Raw genomic sequence first — 16,513 nt, 5'->3', positions numbered from 1 at the left:
GAAGAAGCTGCTTCTGTCAGGCCATTTTAGAATAAAAATAAAATAGTGCTTGCGCTATATGCATAAAAATGCTAATATATCGGGTAAAAAGTGAATATTTATGCTTTTATAAAGAAAAACACTTGAAAAGCAGAGAAAACAGGTTTAGAATGGAACAGAAATTGTTTTGGAAAAAAGAAAAGGCAGGGGAAATCAATGATTAAAGCAGGAATTATCGGAGCCACCGGGTACGCGGGAGGAGAGCTGGTACGCATTCTCACAGGGCATAAGGACGTCGAAATCAAATGGTACGGTTCCAGAAGCTACATAGATAAAAGGTATGCAGAGGTTTATCAGAACATGTTTCAGATCGTAGATGACAGATGCATGGATGATAATATGGAAGAGCTTTCGAAGCAGGTGGATGTGATCTTTACGGCTACTCCCCAGGGGCTTTGCGCTTCTCTTGTGAACGATGAGATTCTGTCCAGGACAAAGATTGTGGATTTGAGCGCAGATTTCCGGATTCAGGATGTGGAGACCTATGAAGCGTGGTACAAAATCAGGCATTCGGCGCCGCAGTATATTCCGGAGGCGGTTTACGGCCTCTGCGAGATCAACAGGGAAGCGGTGAAAAAGGCCCGGCTGGTAGCGAATCCGGGCTGTTATCCCACCTGTACGACGCTGTCCATCTATCCGCTTCTGAAGGAAGGCCTGATTGATCCGGATACGATTATTGTGGATGCCAAATCCGGAACCTCCGGAGCGGGCCGGGGTGCGAAGGTTGATAATCTTTACTGCGAGGTTAATGAGAATATCAAGGCCTATGGGGTGGCTTCCCACCGTCATACGCCGGAGATTGAGGAGCAGCTGGGATATGCGGCAGGCCGTCCGGTGTTGATTAATTTTACGCCTCACCTGGTGCCGATGAACCGGGGAATTCTGATTACAGCGTATGCTTCCCTGAAAAGAGAAGCCTCCTATGAAGAGGTGAAGGCGGCCTACGATAAATATTACGATTCTGAAAAATTTGTGCGTGTTCTGGAAAAAGGCGTCTGCCCCCAGACGAAATGGGTGGAGGGCAGCAATTATGTAGATGTGAATTTTCAGATCGATCCCCGCACAAAGCGCGTAATTATGATGGGAGCCATGGACAATCTTGTGAAGGGCGCGGCGGGACAGGCAGTTCAGAATATGAATCTGATGTTTGGCTTAAAGGAGAGCGAGGGGCTGGAGCTGGTTCCCATGTTTCCGTAGCCTTTATCCGGTGCCGGATTCCGGTCCCGGGTGGCAGTTTACAGTCTGGAAAGGGTTGAAAGAGAATGACAGTTCGCACAATGACGATAGAAGATTATGACGGCGTACGCGCGCTCTGGATGACGATCAGCGGATTTGCGATCCGCAGTATTGACGATTCCCGGGCGGGCGTGGAGAGGTTCCTGCGCCGCAATCCTTCGACCAGCGTAGTGGCGGAGGAGGATGGAAGGATAGTAGGAAGCATTCTGTGCGGGCATGACGGGAGGCGCGGCTGTCTTTACCATGTCTGCGTGCACAGAGATTACCGGATGCGTGGGATTGGGAAGGCTATGGTGGTTTATGCGATGAACGCGCTGAAAGCAGAGGAGATCAGCAAGGTTTCCCTGATTGCCTTTACGAAAAACGATATTGGCAATGCGTTCTGGAACCGCATCGGCTGGACCAGGAGGCTCGATTTGAATTATTACGACTTCACGCTGAACGAAGAAAATATTATAAAATTTAACGAATAAGCAAAAAAGATTCTTTATTACAAAAGAGCGCAGCTTCATGGCAGCGTTATGCGGCAGCGCGTCTGTGGGAGGAAAAGCAAATGAGCGGACAGAATAATATCCAGAAAATCGAAGGCGGCGTGACGGCGGCAAAGGGCTTTGAGGCCGCTTCCGCAGCAGCCGGGATCAAATACCAGGGCCGTGACGATATGGCTTTGATTTACAGTGAAGCGCCCTGCCGGACGGCAGGAACCTTTACGACGAATGTGGTAAAGGCAGCCCCTGTGAAATGGGATCAAAGGGTGGTGGCTGAGTCGCCCTTCACGCAGGCTGTGATTGTCAACTCCGGAATCGCGAATGCCTGTACGGGGGCGGAGGGCTATGGATACTGTAAAGAGACAGCGGAGGAGGCATCAAGAGTCCTTGGCGTTCCGGAGGACGCGGTGCTTGTAGCCTCTACGGGCGTCATCGGCATGCAGCTTCCGATAGAGCGCCTGAAGAAAGGAATTTCGCTTCTGAAAGAAGCAAAGGGCGCGCGTCTTGAGCATGGCACAGCGGCGGCAAAGGCGATCATGACGACAGACACCGTGCATAAGGAGATCGCCGTGCAGGTAGAGCTCGGCGGAAAAACAGTGACGATCGGCGGGATGTGTAAGGGCTCCGGCATGATTCACCCCAATATGTGCACCATGCTTGCCTTTGTGACCACAGACGCGGCTATTTCCAGGGAGATGCTGCAGCGTGCGGTAAGCGCGGATGTGAAGGATACCTTTAATATGATTTCTGTAGACGGGGACACCTCCACAAACGACACGCTGCTGGTTCTGGCAAACGGTCTTGCCGGCAATCCGGAAATCACAGAGGAAAACGAGGATTACCGGGCATTTGCGGCAGCTCTGAACCAGGTGAATACGTATCTTGCGAAAAAGATGGCAGGAGACGGGGAAGGAGCGACGGCCCTTTTCGAGGTCAAGGTCGTGGGAGCAGAAAGCAAGGAGCAGGCGGTGGCCTTAAGCAAGTCTGTGGTAAGCTCCAGCCTGGTGAAGGCGGCGATCTATGGCCACGACGCCAACTGGGGACGGATTCTCTGCGCTATGGGGTATTCCGGCGCGCAGTTTGATCCGGAGAAGGTAGATCTGTTCTTTGAGAGCGCTGCCGGGTGCATCCAGATTATCGAAAACGGCGTGGCAGTAGACTACAGCGAGGAGGAGGCTACCCGGATTCTTTCCGAGCCTGAAGTGACGGCCATCGCAGACGTCAAGATGGGGACGGCCGCAGCCACAGCCTGGGGCTGCGATCTGACCTATGACTATGTGAAGATCAACGCAGATTACCGCTCCTGATGAAGGAGAATGAGAAAGAGGAGTATGAGGATATGAGCAGAGAGGAAGAAATGCAGACGTATCTGGAGAAGGCGAAGGTGCTGGTGGAGGCCCTTCCCTATATCCAACGGTTCAACCGGAAGATTATTGTAGTAAAATACGGCGGAAGCGCCATGGTGGATGAGGCGCTGAAGCGCAGCGTGATCCAGGATGTAACCCTTCTGAAGCTGGTCGGCTTTAAACCGATCATTGTTCATGGCGGCGGAAAGGAGATCAGCCGCTGGGTTGGGAAGGTAGGAATGGAGCCTCATTTCGTGAACGGCCTTCGGGTGACGGATGCGGAGACCATGGAGATCGCGGAAATGGTTCTGGGAAAGGTAGGAAAGAGCCTGGTACGGCTGGTGCAGGAGCTTGGGGTCAAGGCGGTCAGCATCAGCGGCAAGGATGGAGGACTTCTGCAGGTAGAGAAAAAATATTCCGGCGGTGAGGATATCGGCTTTGTGGGAGAGATCACAGAGGTAGATCCGAAGCTTCTCTACGATTTGCTGGAAAAGGATTTTCTGCCGATTGTATGCCCGGTAGGCCTTGACAAGGACTTCAATACCTATAATATCAACGCGGATGACGCGGCCTGCGCGATCGCACGGGCGGTACATGCGGAAAAGCTGGCGTTTCTGACGGATATCGAGGGTGTGCGCCGGGATCCGGACGATCCGTCCACACTGATCTCTGAGCTGCATGTGAAGGAAGCCAGGGAGCTGATAGGAAACGGCAATATCGGAGGCGGCATGCTGCCAAAGCTGAATAACTGTATTGACGCCATCGAGAACGGCGTATCCAGGGTCCACATTCTGGACGGACGGATCGCCCACTGCCTGCTTCTTGAAATCTTTACGAATAAAGGAATCGGAACAGCGATCTTAGGCGAAGGAGAGACGAATTATTATGATGGAGAATAAAGAGCAGATCATGGAACAGGCGGAGGAAGCGGTCCTTCATACCTACAACCGGTATCCGGTGGTGCTGGATCACGGAGAGGGCGTCTATCTCTATGACACGGAAGGAAAGAAATACCTGGATTTCGCAGCGGGGATCGCGGTTCAGGCTCTGGGCTATCACTATCCCGGTTATGATGAAGCCCTGAAAGCGCAGATTGACAAGCTCATGCATACCTCGAATCTTTACTACAATGAGCCTGCGGCTGAGGCCGCAGAAAAGCTGGTGAAGGCCAGCGGCATGAGCAAGGTGTTTTTTACCAACAGCGGGACAGAGGCTATAGAGGGAGCCCTGAAGGCTGCCCGGAAATATGCCTATGCAAAGGGGAGAAAGGATACGTATGAAATCATAGCCATGAACCACTCCTTCCACGGAAGAAGCATGGGAGCGCTCTCTGTCACCGGAAACGAGCATTATCAGGAGCCCTTCCGTCCTCTGGTGGGAGGAATCCGCTTTGCAGATTACAATGATCTGGAGAGCGTAAAAGCGCAGTTCAGCGAGCATACCTGCGCGGTGATTCTGGAGACGGTCCAGGGCGAGGGCGGCATTTATCCGGCCTCAGAGGAATTTTTAAAAGGCGTAAAGGCGCTCTGTGAGGAGCACGACGCCCTTTTGATTCTCGATGAGATTCAGTGCGGCATGGGCCGTACCGGTCATTTCTTTGCCTGGCAGGAGTACGGCGTGAAGCCAAATATCATGACCTGCGCCAAGGCCCTTGGGTGCGGCGTTCCTGTAGGAGCCTTTGTGCTGGATGAAAAGACGGCGGCTGCCTCTCTGGCGCCTGGGGATCACGGCACAACCTACGGGGGAAATCCCTTTGTCTGCGCGGCTGTGTCGAAGGTGCTTGACATTTTTGAGCAGGATCAGATTGTGGAGCATGTGCAGAAGGTGGGCGCATATCTGGAAGAAAAGCTTGATGTCCTTGTAAGGAAATATGATTTTATTGCGGAGCGCCGCGGCAGGGGCCTGATTCAGGGCCTGGAAATCCAGGGTAGACCCGTGAATGAGATTGTGTTAAAATCATTGGAGGAGGGGCTTCTGGTGATTACGGCAGGAAGCAATGTGCTTCGGCTCGTGCCGCCTCTTGTGATCACGGAGGCTCATGTGGATGAGATGGCGGAAAAGCTTGAGCGGGCTTTTGCGCAGCTGAGTGCAGAGCAGTAGACGGCGCCGGAGTGCCAGGAGGGATGGCCCTTTTGTACACCGTGCCAGGTTTAGAAAGGAATTTTCATGAGACATAAGATTTACCGGAGAGCGGCGGCGATTTTTGTGGTTCTTCTGGTGTTTGCCCAGATGGTGCAGGTCGCCTGGAGCTATCATCAGGAGCAGGTGCAGGCAGCTATGACGGGACAGGAGACGGAGCCGGAGAAGCTGACGCTTTGGTATACGGATGAGAAGCTGAATCCCTATCTGGTGGAAGCGGCGGCAGAATTTGAAGAGCAGAACCATGTGGATATCACGCTGCAGCTGGTGACGGCTGTGGATTACATTGAGCATATCAATACGGCGAGCATCTCGGATCTGGGCGGCCCGGATCTGTTTATCACCTCCAGCGAGCTTTTGGAGAAGGCCCGTCTGGCCGGGCTTACGGTTGAAAATGACAGCTTTACGGATCGGGAGCTGGAGTCAGATTTCCCGCAGCAGGCTTTGAATGCCGCGGCCTGCGGAGGCAGGCTTATGGCATATCCCTTTTATTTTGAGACCTGCTGCCTGCTTTACAACAAAAACTATGTAGACGCGGCTCCGGAGACTATCGACGATATTCTGGCGTACGCGGACAGCTATGAGGGAAGCGATGAGACGGCCAATGTGGAAAATATCTTTAAGTGGAATGTGGCGGATATTTTCTCGAACTTTTTCTTTATCGCGAACTATGTAAATCTGGGCGGGGCCACGGGCGACGACCCGTCCCAGGTGCAGCTTACGGCTGATGAGGTGACGGCCTGCCTGCAGTATTACCAGAGCCTGAACGCATTCTTCGCGATCGACGCGGAGGAAGTCACTACGGAGAATGTGATCCAGGAATTTATCGACGGAAAAACCGTATATACGATAGCCAAGACAGATGCGATTGCGACGATTGACGAGGCAGTTGCAGAAGCGGCTGCGGAGGAAGCGGCGGAAGAGACAGGGGAAACGGCGGAAGGCTCCGGAGACAGCAGCTATTTTTATGGAATCGCAGAGGTGCCGGATCTGACCGCAGAGCTGGCGACGAAGGGCCTGTCTGTTACGAACTCCGTAGTGGTCAATGCCTATTCCTCTCAAAGAGAGCTGGCGAAAAGCTTTGCCCGTTATCTGACCTATGAAAAGGCAGACGACCTGTATGCGCTGACGAATAAGATGCCGGTGCGCCTTGGCGTCGAATATGAGAATCCGGAGATGATGGTGCTGCTTGACCAGTATGAAAATTCGGTAGAGGTGCCGAAGCTGACGGATCTGAGCAATTACTGGATAGAGATGGAGATTGCCTTCGCGAATATCTGGCAGGGCAGCGACGCTCAGACGGAGGTGGAGACAGTAGCGCAGGAAATGATGAATCAGCTTGGAACACAGGAGGCAGACGGCTCACAGTAAAAAAGGAAAAGGATGGCTTTTCGCAGAAGAGACGTCGAAAGAATGTCAGCAGAGCGCGGCGGCGGTCTGTTTTGTGAATGAAAGTTCCAGTTATGGGAAAAACTACTTTCAGCAATTGGAGAACTGGAGGTAGTCGGAACCATGATTGGAATTTTTATTGCCCTGATTTCGGGCGGCCTGATGAGTATTCAGGGTGTTTTTAACACAGAGGTCACAAAGGCCAGCAGCGTCTGGGCTTCGGCCAGCTGGGTACAGCTGTCGGCTCTGGCCACCTGCCTGGCAGTGTGGGGAACCAGGGAGAGAGGAAATCTCCTGAACGTATTTCAGGTAAGTCCGAAATATATGCTTCTGGGAGGCGTGATCGGAGCCTTTATCACCTTTACGGTAATCAAGAGCATGGAGAGTCTGGGACCGGCAAAATCGGCGATGCTGATTGTGATTTCTCAGCTGATGGTGGCCTATCTTATCGAACTGTTCGGAATTTTTGGAGTGGAAAAGGCGGATTTTTCCTGGAGAAAGATGATTGGCATGGCGATTGCCATCGGCGGCGTTGTGTTGTTTAAGTGGGAGTGATGGCTCCAGCGCCTGGGAACCTGGCGAAGTATCTTAAGGCTTCCTGGAAAATATAAAAACCGCTTGTAATCCGTCTGAAACTCCGTTACAATAAAGTTGTTCTGTATCGGAGGGGCCTCATCTGGGTGAAAGGATGGGGAAAAATGAGATACAGGTGGAAAAAAGCTTTTCTTTTATTGGGTCTGCTTATGATGTGCGGGCTTTCTTTCGGTTGTCAGGATACGGCGGTGCTGTATGACAGCGAAGAGAAGGCAGGGGACGCTTTGCTCGGAGACAGCGGAGCTTCTGGCCCTGAGACGCCGGAAAAAGATGTGGCAGGTGGAGAGGCTTCCGGGGAGCCGCAGCCGATCTGTGTATACGTGTGCGGAGAAGTGAGAGCGCCGGGCGTCTATGAGCTGCGGGAAGGCGATCGGATCGTGGATGCGGTCGAGGCTGCAGGCGGAACGACGGAGGCGGCATCGGATACCTGGCTGAACCTGGCGGAGCCTGTAAGCGACGGGCAGAAGATTGAAGTGCCTTCCAGGGAGCAGGCAGAAGAGCTTGAGGAGGAAAACAGGAAAGCGCAGTCCGGCCTTGTGAATCTGAATACGGCGTCGGCGGAGGAGCTGATGACGCTTGCAGGCATCGGGCAGTCAAAGGCAGAAGCGATCTTAAGCTACCGGGAGGAGCATGGAGGCTTTGAAAAGCCGGAGGATCTGATGGAGATTCCGGGAATCAAGGAAGGCGTTTTCGAAAAAATCAAGGATCAGATTACAGTGTGACAACTATCGTATTTAAAACAGTATCTTAAGGACAGAGGCGGGAAGCATGGGAAAGAAAGTATTGGTAGTAGACGATGAGAAGCTGATTGTAAAGGGGCTGCGTTTCAGCCTGGAGCAGGAAGGAATGGAAGTGGACTGCGCCTATGACGGAGAGGAGGCTCTGGAATATGCGAGGGCAAAGGAGTACGATATCGTGCTTCTGGATGTGATGCTTCCGAAGCTGGACGGCTTTGAGGTATGCCAGCAGATCCGTGAGTTTTCCAATATGCCGATTATTATGCTGACAGCCAAGGGTGAGGATATGGACAAAATTCTCGGCCTGGAGTACGGGGCTGACGATTATATTACAAAGCCCTTTAATATTCTGGAGATCAAGGCGAGGATCAAGGCAATCATGCGCCGGACCGGACGGCCGGAAAAGGAACAGAAGAGCAAGGTGGTCGAGGCTGCAGATCTGAAAATGGATCTGGACAGCCGGCGTCTGTTTATCAGCGGGCGGGAGATCAACCTGACGGCCAAGGAATTTGATCTGCTGGAGCTGATGGCCCTGAATCCGGGCAAGGTCTACAGCCGGGAGAATCTTCTGAACACGGTCTGGGGATATGAGTATCCCGGGGATGTGCGGACGGTGGATGTGCATATCCGCCGGCTGAGAGAAAAGATCGAGACGAATCCGAGCGAGCCGAAATACGTTCATACAAAGTGGGGAGTTGGGTACTATTTCCAGGCATAGAATTATCTTTACATATCTGAAAAGTCTAAAATTCCGGATGCTTCTGGTGCTTTTGGCCATCGGATGGGTTCCGATGGCTTTGATGGCCGCCAGCCTTCTGGGGAGCTACCAGAGCAGAGCAGTGTCTTCCAGGAGCACGGAGCTTCAGAACCAGTGCAGAATTCTGGCAAATCAGCTTTTAAGCTACCATTATCTGGATGATCCGTCGTCAGAGCTGATTAACGGCGAGCTTTCGCAGCTTGCCGGTATGTACGACGGGCGGATTATCATAATCGATCAGGATTTTCAGGCGATCCGGGATACCTACGACCTGATTGAGGACAAATATGTGCCCTCAGAGGAGGTGATTCGCTGCTTTCAGGGGCAGACGGCGAATCAGCTTACGCCGGATGGCTTTATAGAGATCGCAATTCCGATCAAGGAAAGTGATGCAGAGACGGTACAGGGCGTTCTTCTGGCCAGCGCGTCTACGGACAGTATCAGGGTAAATGCTGAGGCATTGAGCGGAAATGCGGCGGTGTTTTTCCTGGTATACGGGATTCTGGTGACGGCGCTGGCGATTCTGCTTTCCCATCTGCTGGTGCGGCCGGTAGAACGGATACGCGCAGGGCTTCATGAGATTTCCAGCGGCCATTCCACGGAAGATCTGGCGGTGAAAAGCTATACGGAGACCGAAGAAATTTCAGAGGAATTTAATAAGATCGTCACGCAGATGCGGGTGCTTGACGAGTCCCGGCAGGAGTTCGTATCCAACGTATCCCATGAGCTGAAGACTCCGCTGACCTCCATGAAGGTGCTGGCAGACTCGCTTCTGATGCAGGAGGAGGCTCCTGTGGAGCTGTACAAGGAGTTTATGGGGGATATCGCTGAGGAGATCGAGAGAGAAAATAAGATTATCACAGATCTGCTTTCTCTTGTAAAAATGGATAAAAAGGCGGCTACCCTGAATATTGAGTCTGCGGATATCAACGATCTGCTGGAGCTGATCCTGAAAAGGCTGCGCCCCATTGCATCGAAAAAGAACATCGAGATGGTTCTGGAAAGCTTCCGTCCGGTGACTGCGGAGGTAGATGTGGGACGGCTTACGCTGGCCTTTACAAATCTGGTAGAAAACGCCATCAAGTACAATAAGGAGAATGGCTGGGTCCATGTATCGCTGGATGCGGATCATAAATTCTTTTACGTGAAGATCATGGATTCCGGCATGGGAATACCGGAGGAATCTCTGGATTATATTTTTGAGAGGTTTTACCGGGTGGACAAATCACACTCTAATGAAATAGACGGTACGGGACTTGGCCTTGCCATTGCGAAGAGCGCCGTCCTCGTGCACAAGGGCGCAATCAAGGTATCCAGTCAGGTAGGAGAGGGGACTACGTTTTCTGTGCGGATACCTCTGAACTATATCGCGTAAAGAAACGGCTGGGAGGCATTTCATGAGACAAAAAGGACGATACAGGACTGTCTTTGCTCTGGTGCTGGCGCTTCTTATGGCGTCCCTGGCAGGCTGCCGGAGTGCAGAACAGGCTGAGGAGCAGAGTGAAAGCGGTTATGTGATTTATTATCTGAACCAGAATGAGACAGCGGTGGAGAAAGCCGCATATGAGCCGGACGGGACCTCGGCAGAGGAGCTGATAGACGAATTTTTGGGACAGCTTGCGCAGACTCCTGAGGATACAGGCCTGAAGGCCGTGCTTACCCAGGATATAGCCGTCAGCAGCCGCGAACTGGAAAACGGGCAGCTTTCACTGCATTTTGGCATCGGATATCAGACAATGACGGGAACAAGAGAGATACTGACCCGGATGGCGGTCGTCTGTACCCTGTGCCAGATTCCGGGAGTGGAGTATGTGTCCTTTCTGGTAGGGGACAATCCCCTGGTAGACTCCAAGGATACGCCGATCGGGCCTATGAATGAGGACAGCTTTGTGGAGAACCCCGGCAGTACGGCGGATGATTATGCGGTGACTACGGCGACGCTCTATTTTGCGAATGAGAGCGGGGACAAGCTGGTTCCGGAAAGTGTAAATATCAGCTACAGCAGCAATATTCCAGTAGAGAGGGTAGTGGTGGAGCAGCTGATCAAGGGGCCGCTTACAGAGGACGTTTACCCTACGATTCCGGCAGAGACAAAGCTCATCAGTATCTCCACCAAGGATGGCATCTGCTATGTGAATCTGGATAACGGATTCCTGAGCCAGGGCTATGATGTAACGGAGGCTGTGCCTATCTATTCTATCGTGAATTCTCTGACGTCGATTCCGGGAGTCAGCAAGGTGCAGATCCTGATCAATGGAGAGACCAATCTGGTTTACCGGGAAAGCATTCGGTTTGATACAATTTTTGAACGAAATCTGGATATTATAGAAGAATGAGAAAAAGACCCTTATGTCTGGCGGCTCTTTTTCTGACTTTGCTCCTTCTGGTTCTTCCGGCCAGGCTTTGGATGAAAGCATCCTCCTGGCCGAAGGAACGGGGGAGCCCTGAAAATCTGACCGGAGAGATCTGCGGGATCGATCCGGGCGGAAAGGCCGTCAGCCTGAAACACACAAATTTATCTGATACCGGAATCATTCTGGTATATTTCGATGCCGAGACACCATTTTCTATCGGCAATACCATACGAATTGATGAAAATTTTGAACTGCAGGAGCCGGAGTCCCCGACTAATCCGGGGCAGTTTGACGCGCGCCTGTATTATCAGACGAAAGATATTATCCTGATCTGCTATGCAGAAGAAGCCGTTCTGCTTGATGCCGGAGTGCGTTTGGTGCCGCAGCTTTTTTACCGGCTGCGGGAGAACTTAAGCATCCGGTGCCAGGCGCTTTTCGCGGAAAAATACAGAGGCGTGATAGGGGCTATGCTGCTGGGCGACAAGACGGAGCTGGCGGATGAGACAAAGGAAATCTATCAGAAGAGCGGCATGTCCCACCTGCTGGCCATTTCAGGTGTTCAAACTTTATTCTTGGCATATATGTGGCTTTGAAAAAGCTCGTAAATACGCCGCTTCTGGCGGATTTCATTCCCTATATTTACATTTATTTTCAGCAATTTTCAGCTTCATTTTTTGTGATTGTCCTTTTGGAGGCTTCGAGGGGGCGAGGGATTTATTAAATACTTTGGCAAAATAGAGAAACATTATAGCGAAAAAATTATTTAGCGAAATGGAGGAAATACAAAGATGGGGATAGTAGCAATTCATTATTATAATGTATGGTTTTATTTGTATTTGCAATCAGAATTAGATATGGTGAAGTTTTCATATTTATCGAAACGTATAGATACAGGTGAAAGTTTTAGAATGACAGATATACACAGGTGGTGCACTGTACAAAAAATAAAATATAAAACAAAGTTTGTGTATAGAAAGGACTTTCCGGTAAAGGCAAATTTGTGGAATTTTTATTCTTACACACGTTCGAAAATTGAAAAAATATATTTCAATAAACTATTTTTTGAATGATATATAGTTATTATCTATTCGCATATTGGGGGTGATTTCTTTGTCATAGCAGGGTGTCTTATTTGTTTGTGAAACGCTTTGCACCGCCAATTGAACACACATATTCCGCTGAAAAATGCCGTATTTCGGGGCTTTTTCGGCTTTTGAGGTTGGGAACACATACCCGATGGTGTGTTTTGGCTGGATTGTAGACCAACTATATGTAGTATGGGGTGAATATGAAGTTTCGATATGTAGCAAACGGTTCACGCAGATGTAGCACCATTTGGCAAAACTCCTAACCTTTTGACGAAACGCCATATTATTTGGCGTAACTACTATTTAGCAAAAGGAGAATGCCATGAAAAACAAGAATAATAGACGACTGAAAGTATACGGCCAGAGCAATGGATACAACTACCAGGATGTTCCCACCATCGTCCTTAAGGGCAAATGGCTGGAAGCAGCTGGCTTTGAGATTGGAACAGACCTTATGGTCGAATGCGAAGACGGGAAACTCACCATCAACGCTGTGGACAGAAGTTGGGCTTTGATGGAAAATAGTAAATAAAATCAAGATATGGTCATTTGATTTACAGTGCTATAACTCATTGTACTCTGTTGCAAAGCAGGAAAATTTCTCGCCGTATATTGAAAAAATGGAGATTGTATGATAGAATGTGTTTGTATTATTCGCCCCGTGGAATAAAAGGAGGCACATGATGAAATATATGACTGCGAGCCAAGCGGCAGCAAAATGGAATATATCGCAAAGAAGAGTTCAGGTTCTTTGTTCCGAAGGTAGAATTGAGGGAGTATTCAAACTCGGAGAGAATTGGGCTATTCCCGAAGATTCAGAAAAACCTGCTGATGGCAGGAGTAAGAAGGAGAGCAAAGAAAATGAGTAAGTGGAATGTTATCGACCTTTTCTGTGGAGCCGGTGGCTTGTCCTACGGTTTTGAAAAGGCTGGTTTTAATGTCCTCCTTGGTATAGATAATGATGCTAAAGCATTGGAGACTTTTGAGCGCAACCACAATGGTGCGAAATCAATCTGCGGTGATATAACGTCTATCACCTACAAAGATCATATTGCTCCTCTGCTCGGCGATAAGAAAATTGATGTGATTATTGGTGGCCCTCCTTGTCAAGGTTTCTCCTTGTCGGGGCCTCGTAATTTCAATGACCCTCGGAACAAACTGTATCTCAGCTACATCCGACTGGTTGAGGAAATCCAACCCAAGGCATTTGTTATCGAAAATGTTCCAGGCCTTGTTGGGCTTTTCAATGGCGAGGTTAAGGACAACATCATAAAGACATTTGCAGATATGGGTTATGAGGTAAAATACAAAATCCTTTGTGCTGCTGACTACGGTGTTCCTCAGAACAGAAAAAGAGTTGTGTTTGTTGGCGTTAAGGGTGCGAACTACTTTGAATATCCGACTATTCAGACAGAGCAGGTGACGTGTGAAATGGCATTAAGCGATTTGCCGCCACTTGTGGATGTTCTGGGTGAAGATGTCCAAGGGTATGAGACCGTCCCACAGAATGCTTATCAAAAACTTATGAGAGAAAGGTCTGCTGAAGTTCGCAATCATGTGGCAGCTTCGCACAGTGAAAAGGTACAGCATATAATTTCCCTTGTTCCTGATGGTGGAAATTATAAAGATTTGCCAGCAGAGTTTAGAGAATCAAGAAACTTCCATGTTGCATGGACTCGTTTCAACAGTCAGAAGCCTGCACCCACTATTGATACAGGGCATCGTCACCATTTCCATTACAAATATAATCGGGTTCCCACTGTTCGTGAGTGTGCAAGACTTCAGTCTTTCCCAGATGATTTTATTTTCTTGGGTAACAAAACGCAGCAGTTTAGACAGGTTGGTAACGCTGTTCCCCCTATCATGGCACAGAGAATTGCTGATCAGATGAAAGAACTTTTAGAAAGCGAGGACGAATGATGGAATATAAGATACCAGAACATTTTTATTTTAGAATACACCATGCAAGACCTCGTTTCAAAAACGATGTAGAAAATGTTTTAATTTATGTGGCCGAGAGCATTGCGAAACTTGAGCCTATGCCAGAGGCTGATTTTGCCCAACGGTTGAATCAAGCAATTTATGGTTATCCTGGCAATGCTCATAAAGAGTTAAAGACTATAAATAACTGGCGAACTGAGATTTCTTCCTTGTTTGGGTTTGTTCAGCACAACGACAATGACATTGCAGAGGCAGGTAGACGAGCAAAGGAACTCGCAGAAGATGGTGACCTTGTCGCTTTTTTCAAAACCTATCTGTATTCGTTTCAATATCCAGGAGCCCATATTAAATCTCATGCAATTTTAGAGCAAATCGAACACGGCATTCACTTCAAGCCCGCCCAATACATACTGCGTTTGCTTACCCATATTAAGAAAGTGGAGGGTGCAAACATAGGGCTGACCAAAGGCGAGATTTGCCATTGCGTGTTTAATGATTTGAGAGTTACCAGGGATGGTGAGGATGTTTCCCTTGTATGGGAGCGCATTAAGGCCAACAGAAAGAATAAACTCACATATGATATGACTGGCGACGTGATACGTTATGCAGGGGATATCGTTGACTATATGGAAATCGCTAACCTTTTGAAAACATGGGATAGCAGAACATATTACCTTAATGATTTAGAAACCGAGACAATTGTCAAGTTTATTGAATCAAAAGAATGGTTCCCTGGTTATGACCGTATGATTGCCAGCCGTAGCGGTTCCTTGGATGCAATCAATAGTGTGTATTTTGACTGGTTCTCTTTTGTCAATCGCGATATGGATACAACAGACTTCAAGACTGACATTCTTGCATATATCGCAACCGATCAGCAAGAATACGAGGCTCTGAAAAATACGGGTAAAGAAATCACTGACAGGATTGAAGCTGAAGAAGAATTTACCACCAAAGATATCGGCGATATGGGAGAAAACCTTGTTCACGGTCATGAGTGCATGAGAGTTAAAATTGGTGGTCGTGAAGATCTTATACATCTAATTAAAAGGATTCCGACACAGTTTGCAGTTGGTTATGACATTAGTTCCGTTGAATTAGACGAGAGAAAAAGATATATTGAGGTCAAGACAACTATTTCTTCTAAACCTCTACATTTCAACTCCGTACATCTTACCAGAAACGAATGGAACACGGCCAGCACCACCAGGGATGCGTATTATGTATATCGCTTAATGATAAGCAAGGGTGCGACCAAGCTTTTCTTGCTGCAAGATCCAGTCGGCCTTTATAAACAGGACAAAATCAATATGATACCGAATGACGGAGCTGACATTACATTTGACCCGAAAGCGGTAGGAAGATTTGAGGATTTGTTAGTATGGAGACATTAAGAGTAGCATCTCTGTTTTGCGGATGTGGTGGAACGGACGTCGGATTAAAGGGAGCGTTTGATTTCCTCGGCAAGCATTATGATGCCAATGGCATGGAGATTGTTTATGCCAATGACATTGACGATAATGCTTGTGCCATATTTGAAAAAAATTTCGGTATCAAACCCGATAACAGAGATATTCGTACGGTTGCCTCTGAAGAATTGCCTGAGTTTGATATTTTGACAGGTGGTTTTCCGTGTCAGTCTTTTTCTATTGTTGCACAGAATCCGCCTCGTTTAGGTATCAAAGACGACAGAGGTATGTTGTTTTTTGAGATGTGCCGTATCCTTCGTGAGAGAAAACCGAAATGCTTTATTGCCGAGAATGTAAAGGGAATTTTAACTGCAAACAAAAAAGCTGCGTTTCCGCTCATTCTGCAAGAGTTTGAAAATAGTGGGTATGATGTAAAGTATACCGTCCTTAACGCTGCCGCCTATGGCGTGCCTCAGAAAAGAGAGAGAGTCATTATTGTTGGATTCAGAAAGGATTTAAAAATAGACTTTTCTTTTCCGGCACCTATAATTGATGACGAAGAACAGTACGAGGCATTGCAGTCGGTTATCGAGACAGAGGTGCCAGAAAAATACTTTTTCAGTGAGAAAGCAGTTGCTGGTATGATGAAAAATAGAGAAGCGATGAATAAGGGACGCGCCCAAGATGTGACAAAGCCTTGTAACACCGTTGGAGCGCATCTTGCCAAGGTATCGCTAAATAGCACCGATCCAGTGCTATTTTCCGGAGGCAGATATCGGCGCTTTACTCCAAGAGAAGTCGCTCGGATTCAGTCTTTTCCAGAAGATTTTGAGTTGGTTGGAAGTGAAGGCGCACAGTATCGTGCTCTTGGTAATGCAATTCCTCCAGTAATGTTCTGGTATGTCGCACGGAAAGTAGGAGAACTCCTTAGCAACAAGTGACTTATAGGGCAAAAAGAAAAGCGAACATCTCCGATTTAGAACTATGATAAAGGTG

At 48.9% G+C, this 16,513-nt stretch carries 17 protein-coding genes; all 17 read left to right on the top strand.

What is annotated here, in order from left to right; all coding sequences use genetic code 11:
• Nucleotides 1-195: 195 nt before the first annotated feature.
• The 17 genes from argC to B5E77_RS09555 all read left to right on the top strand — a co-directional run bounded on the left by argC (nt 196) and on the right by B5E77_RS09555 (nt 16,458).
• Nucleotides 196-1,236 (top strand): N-acetyl-gamma-glutamyl-phosphate reductase, encoded by a 1,041-nt coding sequence (argC, locus tag B5E77_RS09640; RefSeq protein ID WP_087165167.1) that lies wholly within the window; start codon nt 196-198, stop codon nt 1,234-1,236.
• A gap of 65 nt (nt 1,237-1,301) precedes the next feature.
• Nucleotides 1,302-1,748 carry a GNAT family N-acetyltransferase gene (locus B5E77_RS09635; RefSeq protein ID WP_087165166.1) on the top strand — a complete coding sequence of 149 codons (447 nt, stop codon included), beginning with the start codon at nt 1,302-1,304 and terminating at the stop codon, nt 1,746-1,748.
• Nucleotides 1,749-1,846: 98 nt separating this feature from the next.
• Nucleotides 1,847-3,070: a bifunctional glutamate N-acetyltransferase/amino-acid acetyltransferase ArgJ gene (gene argJ / locus B5E77_RS09630; RefSeq protein ID WP_087165250.1), complete on the top strand. Its 1,224-nt coding sequence runs from the start codon at nt 1,847-1,849 to the stop codon at nt 3,068-3,070.
• Between the two features lie 32 nt (nt 3,071-3,102).
• The gene (gene argB / locus B5E77_RS09625) at nt 3,103-4,008 is read left to right on the top strand and encodes an acetylglutamate kinase (protein ID WP_087165249.1); all 906 of its coding nucleotides are present in this window, start codon (nt 3,103-3,105) and stop codon (nt 4,006-4,008) included.
• Nucleotides 3,998-5,209: an aspartate aminotransferase family protein gene (locus tag B5E77_RS09620; protein WP_087165248.1), complete on the top strand. Its 1,212-nt coding sequence runs from the start codon at nt 3,998-4,000 to the stop codon at nt 5,207-5,209. The genes argB and B5E77_RS09620 overlap by 11 nt, the downstream gene beginning before the upstream one ends.
• Before the next feature lie 66 nt (nt 5,210-5,275).
• Entirely contained in the window at nt 5,276-6,619 is a 1,344-nt protein-coding gene (locus B5E77_RS09615; protein ID WP_087165165.1) for a sugar ABC transporter substrate-binding protein, read from the top strand.
• 141 nt (nt 6,620-6,760) lie between these two features.
• Nucleotides 6,761-7,192: a DMT family transporter gene (locus B5E77_RS09610; RefSeq protein ID WP_087165164.1), complete on the top strand. Its 432-nt coding sequence runs from the start codon at nt 6,761-6,763 to the stop codon at nt 7,190-7,192.
• A gap of 143 nt (nt 7,193-7,335) precedes the next feature.
• Complete coding sequence (locus B5E77_RS09605) at nt 7,336-7,953, top strand: helix-hairpin-helix domain-containing protein (RefSeq protein ID WP_087165163.1); 618 nt, start codon at nt 7,336-7,338, stop codon at nt 7,951-7,953.
• A 46-nt stretch (nt 7,954-7,999) separates the two neighbouring features.
• Entirely contained in the window at nt 8,000-8,686 is a 687-nt protein-coding gene (locus B5E77_RS09600) for a response regulator transcription factor (protein WP_087165162.1), read from the top strand.
• A gap of 73 nt (nt 8,687-8,759) precedes the next feature.
• Nucleotides 8,760-10,100, top strand: coding sequence for a sensor histidine kinase (locus tag B5E77_RS09595; RefSeq protein ID WP_242963687.1), 1,341 nt, complete (start codon nt 8,760-8,762; stop codon nt 10,098-10,100).
• Between the two features lie 22 nt (nt 10,101-10,122).
• Nucleotides 10,123-11,061 (top strand): GerMN domain-containing protein, encoded by a 939-nt coding sequence (locus tag B5E77_RS09590; RefSeq protein ID WP_087165160.1) that lies wholly within the window; start codon nt 10,123-10,125, stop codon nt 11,059-11,061.
• Nucleotides 11,058-11,672, top strand: coding sequence for a ComEC/Rec2 family competence protein (locus B5E77_RS09585; protein WP_087165159.1), 615 nt, complete (start codon nt 11,058-11,060; stop codon nt 11,670-11,672). The genes B5E77_RS09590 and B5E77_RS09585 overlap by 4 nt, the downstream gene beginning before the upstream one ends.
• A gap of 817 nt (nt 11,673-12,489) precedes the next feature.
• Nucleotides 12,490-12,699, top strand: a complete 210-nt coding sequence (locus B5E77_RS09575) for a SymE family type I addiction module toxin (protein ID WP_087165157.1) — start codon at nt 12,490-12,492, stop codon at nt 12,697-12,699.
• 148 nt (nt 12,700-12,847) lie between these two features.
• Nucleotides 12,848-13,036 (top strand): helix-turn-helix domain-containing protein, encoded by a 189-nt coding sequence (locus tag B5E77_RS09570; protein ID WP_442911331.1) that lies wholly within the window; start codon nt 12,848-12,850, stop codon nt 13,034-13,036.
• Nucleotides 13,029-14,087, top strand: coding sequence for a DNA cytosine methyltransferase (locus B5E77_RS09565; RefSeq protein ID WP_087165155.1), 1,059 nt, complete (start codon nt 13,029-13,031; stop codon nt 14,085-14,087). The genes B5E77_RS09570 and B5E77_RS09565 overlap by 8 nt, the downstream gene beginning before the upstream one ends.
• Complete coding sequence (locus tag B5E77_RS09560; protein ID WP_087165154.1) at nt 14,084-15,502, top strand: protein NO VEIN domain-containing protein; 1,419 nt, start codon at nt 14,084-14,086, stop codon at nt 15,500-15,502. The genes B5E77_RS09565 and B5E77_RS09560 overlap by 4 nt, the downstream gene beginning before the upstream one ends.
• On the top strand, nt 15,490-16,458 hold the full coding sequence (locus B5E77_RS09555) for a DNA cytosine methyltransferase (protein WP_087165153.1): 969 nt from the start codon (nt 15,490-15,492) through the stop codon (nt 16,456-16,458). Before B5E77_RS09560 ends, B5E77_RS09555 begins: the two co-directional genes overlap by 13 nt.
• The last annotated feature ends 55 nt before the right edge of the window (nt 16,459-16,513 follow it).

The organism is Lachnoclostridium sp. An131, from assembly GCF_002160825.1.
In the GTDB taxonomy this organism is placed as follows: domain Bacteria; phylum Bacillota; class Clostridia; order Lachnospirales; family Lachnospiraceae; genus Laedolimicola.
This window is presented reverse-complemented; position numbering and strand designations above follow the sequence as displayed.

Coding starts and splice junctions, on each gene's coding strand:
- B5E77_RS09565 (WP_087165155.1), top strand. CDS start 13,029: ATGAGTAAGTGGAATGTTATCGACCTTTTCTGTGGAGCCGGTGGCTTG.
- B5E77_RS09560 (WP_087165154.1), top strand. CDS start 14,084: ATGATGGAATATAAGATACCAGAACATTTTTATTTTAGAATACACCAT.
- B5E77_RS09605 (WP_087165163.1), top strand. CDS start 7,336: ATGAGATACAGGTGGAAAAAAGCTTTTCTTTTATTGGGTCTGCTTATG.
- B5E77_RS09570 (WP_442911331.1), top strand. CDS start 12,848: ATGATGAAATATATGACTGCGAGCCAAGCGGCAGCAAAATGGAATATA.
- B5E77_RS09610 (WP_087165164.1), top strand. CDS start 6,761: ATGATTGGAATTTTTATTGCCCTGATTTCGGGCGGCCTGATGAGTATT.
- B5E77_RS09635 (WP_087165166.1), top strand. CDS start 1,302: ATGACAGTTCGCACAATGACGATAGAAGATTATGACGGCGTACGCGCG.
- B5E77_RS09620 (WP_087165248.1), top strand. CDS start 3,998: ATGGAGAATAAAGAGCAGATCATGGAACAGGCGGAGGAAGCGGTCCTT.
- B5E77_RS09595 (WP_242963687.1), top strand. CDS start 8,760: ATGGCTTTGATGGCCGCCAGCCTTCTGGGGAGCTACCAGAGCAGAGCA.
- argB (WP_087165249.1), top strand. CDS start 3,103: ATGAGCAGAGAGGAAGAAATGCAGACGTATCTGGAGAAGGCGAAGGTG.
- B5E77_RS09585 (WP_087165159.1), top strand. CDS start 11,058: ATGAGAAAAAGACCCTTATGTCTGGCGGCTCTTTTTCTGACTTTGCTC.
- B5E77_RS09575 (WP_087165157.1), top strand. CDS start 12,490: ATGAAAAACAAGAATAATAGACGACTGAAAGTATACGGCCAGAGCAAT.
- B5E77_RS09600 (WP_087165162.1), top strand. CDS start 8,000: ATGGGAAAGAAAGTATTGGTAGTAGACGATGAGAAGCTGATTGTAAAG.
- argC (WP_087165167.1), top strand. CDS start 196: ATGATTAAAGCAGGAATTATCGGAGCCACCGGGTACGCGGGAGGAGAG.
- B5E77_RS09555 (WP_087165153.1), top strand. CDS start 15,490: ATGGAGACATTAAGAGTAGCATCTCTGTTTTGCGGATGTGGTGGAACG.
- B5E77_RS09590 (WP_087165160.1), top strand. CDS start 10,123: ATGAGACAAAAAGGACGATACAGGACTGTCTTTGCTCTGGTGCTGGCG.
- B5E77_RS09615 (WP_087165165.1), top strand. CDS start 5,276: ATGAGACATAAGATTTACCGGAGAGCGGCGGCGATTTTTGTGGTTCTT.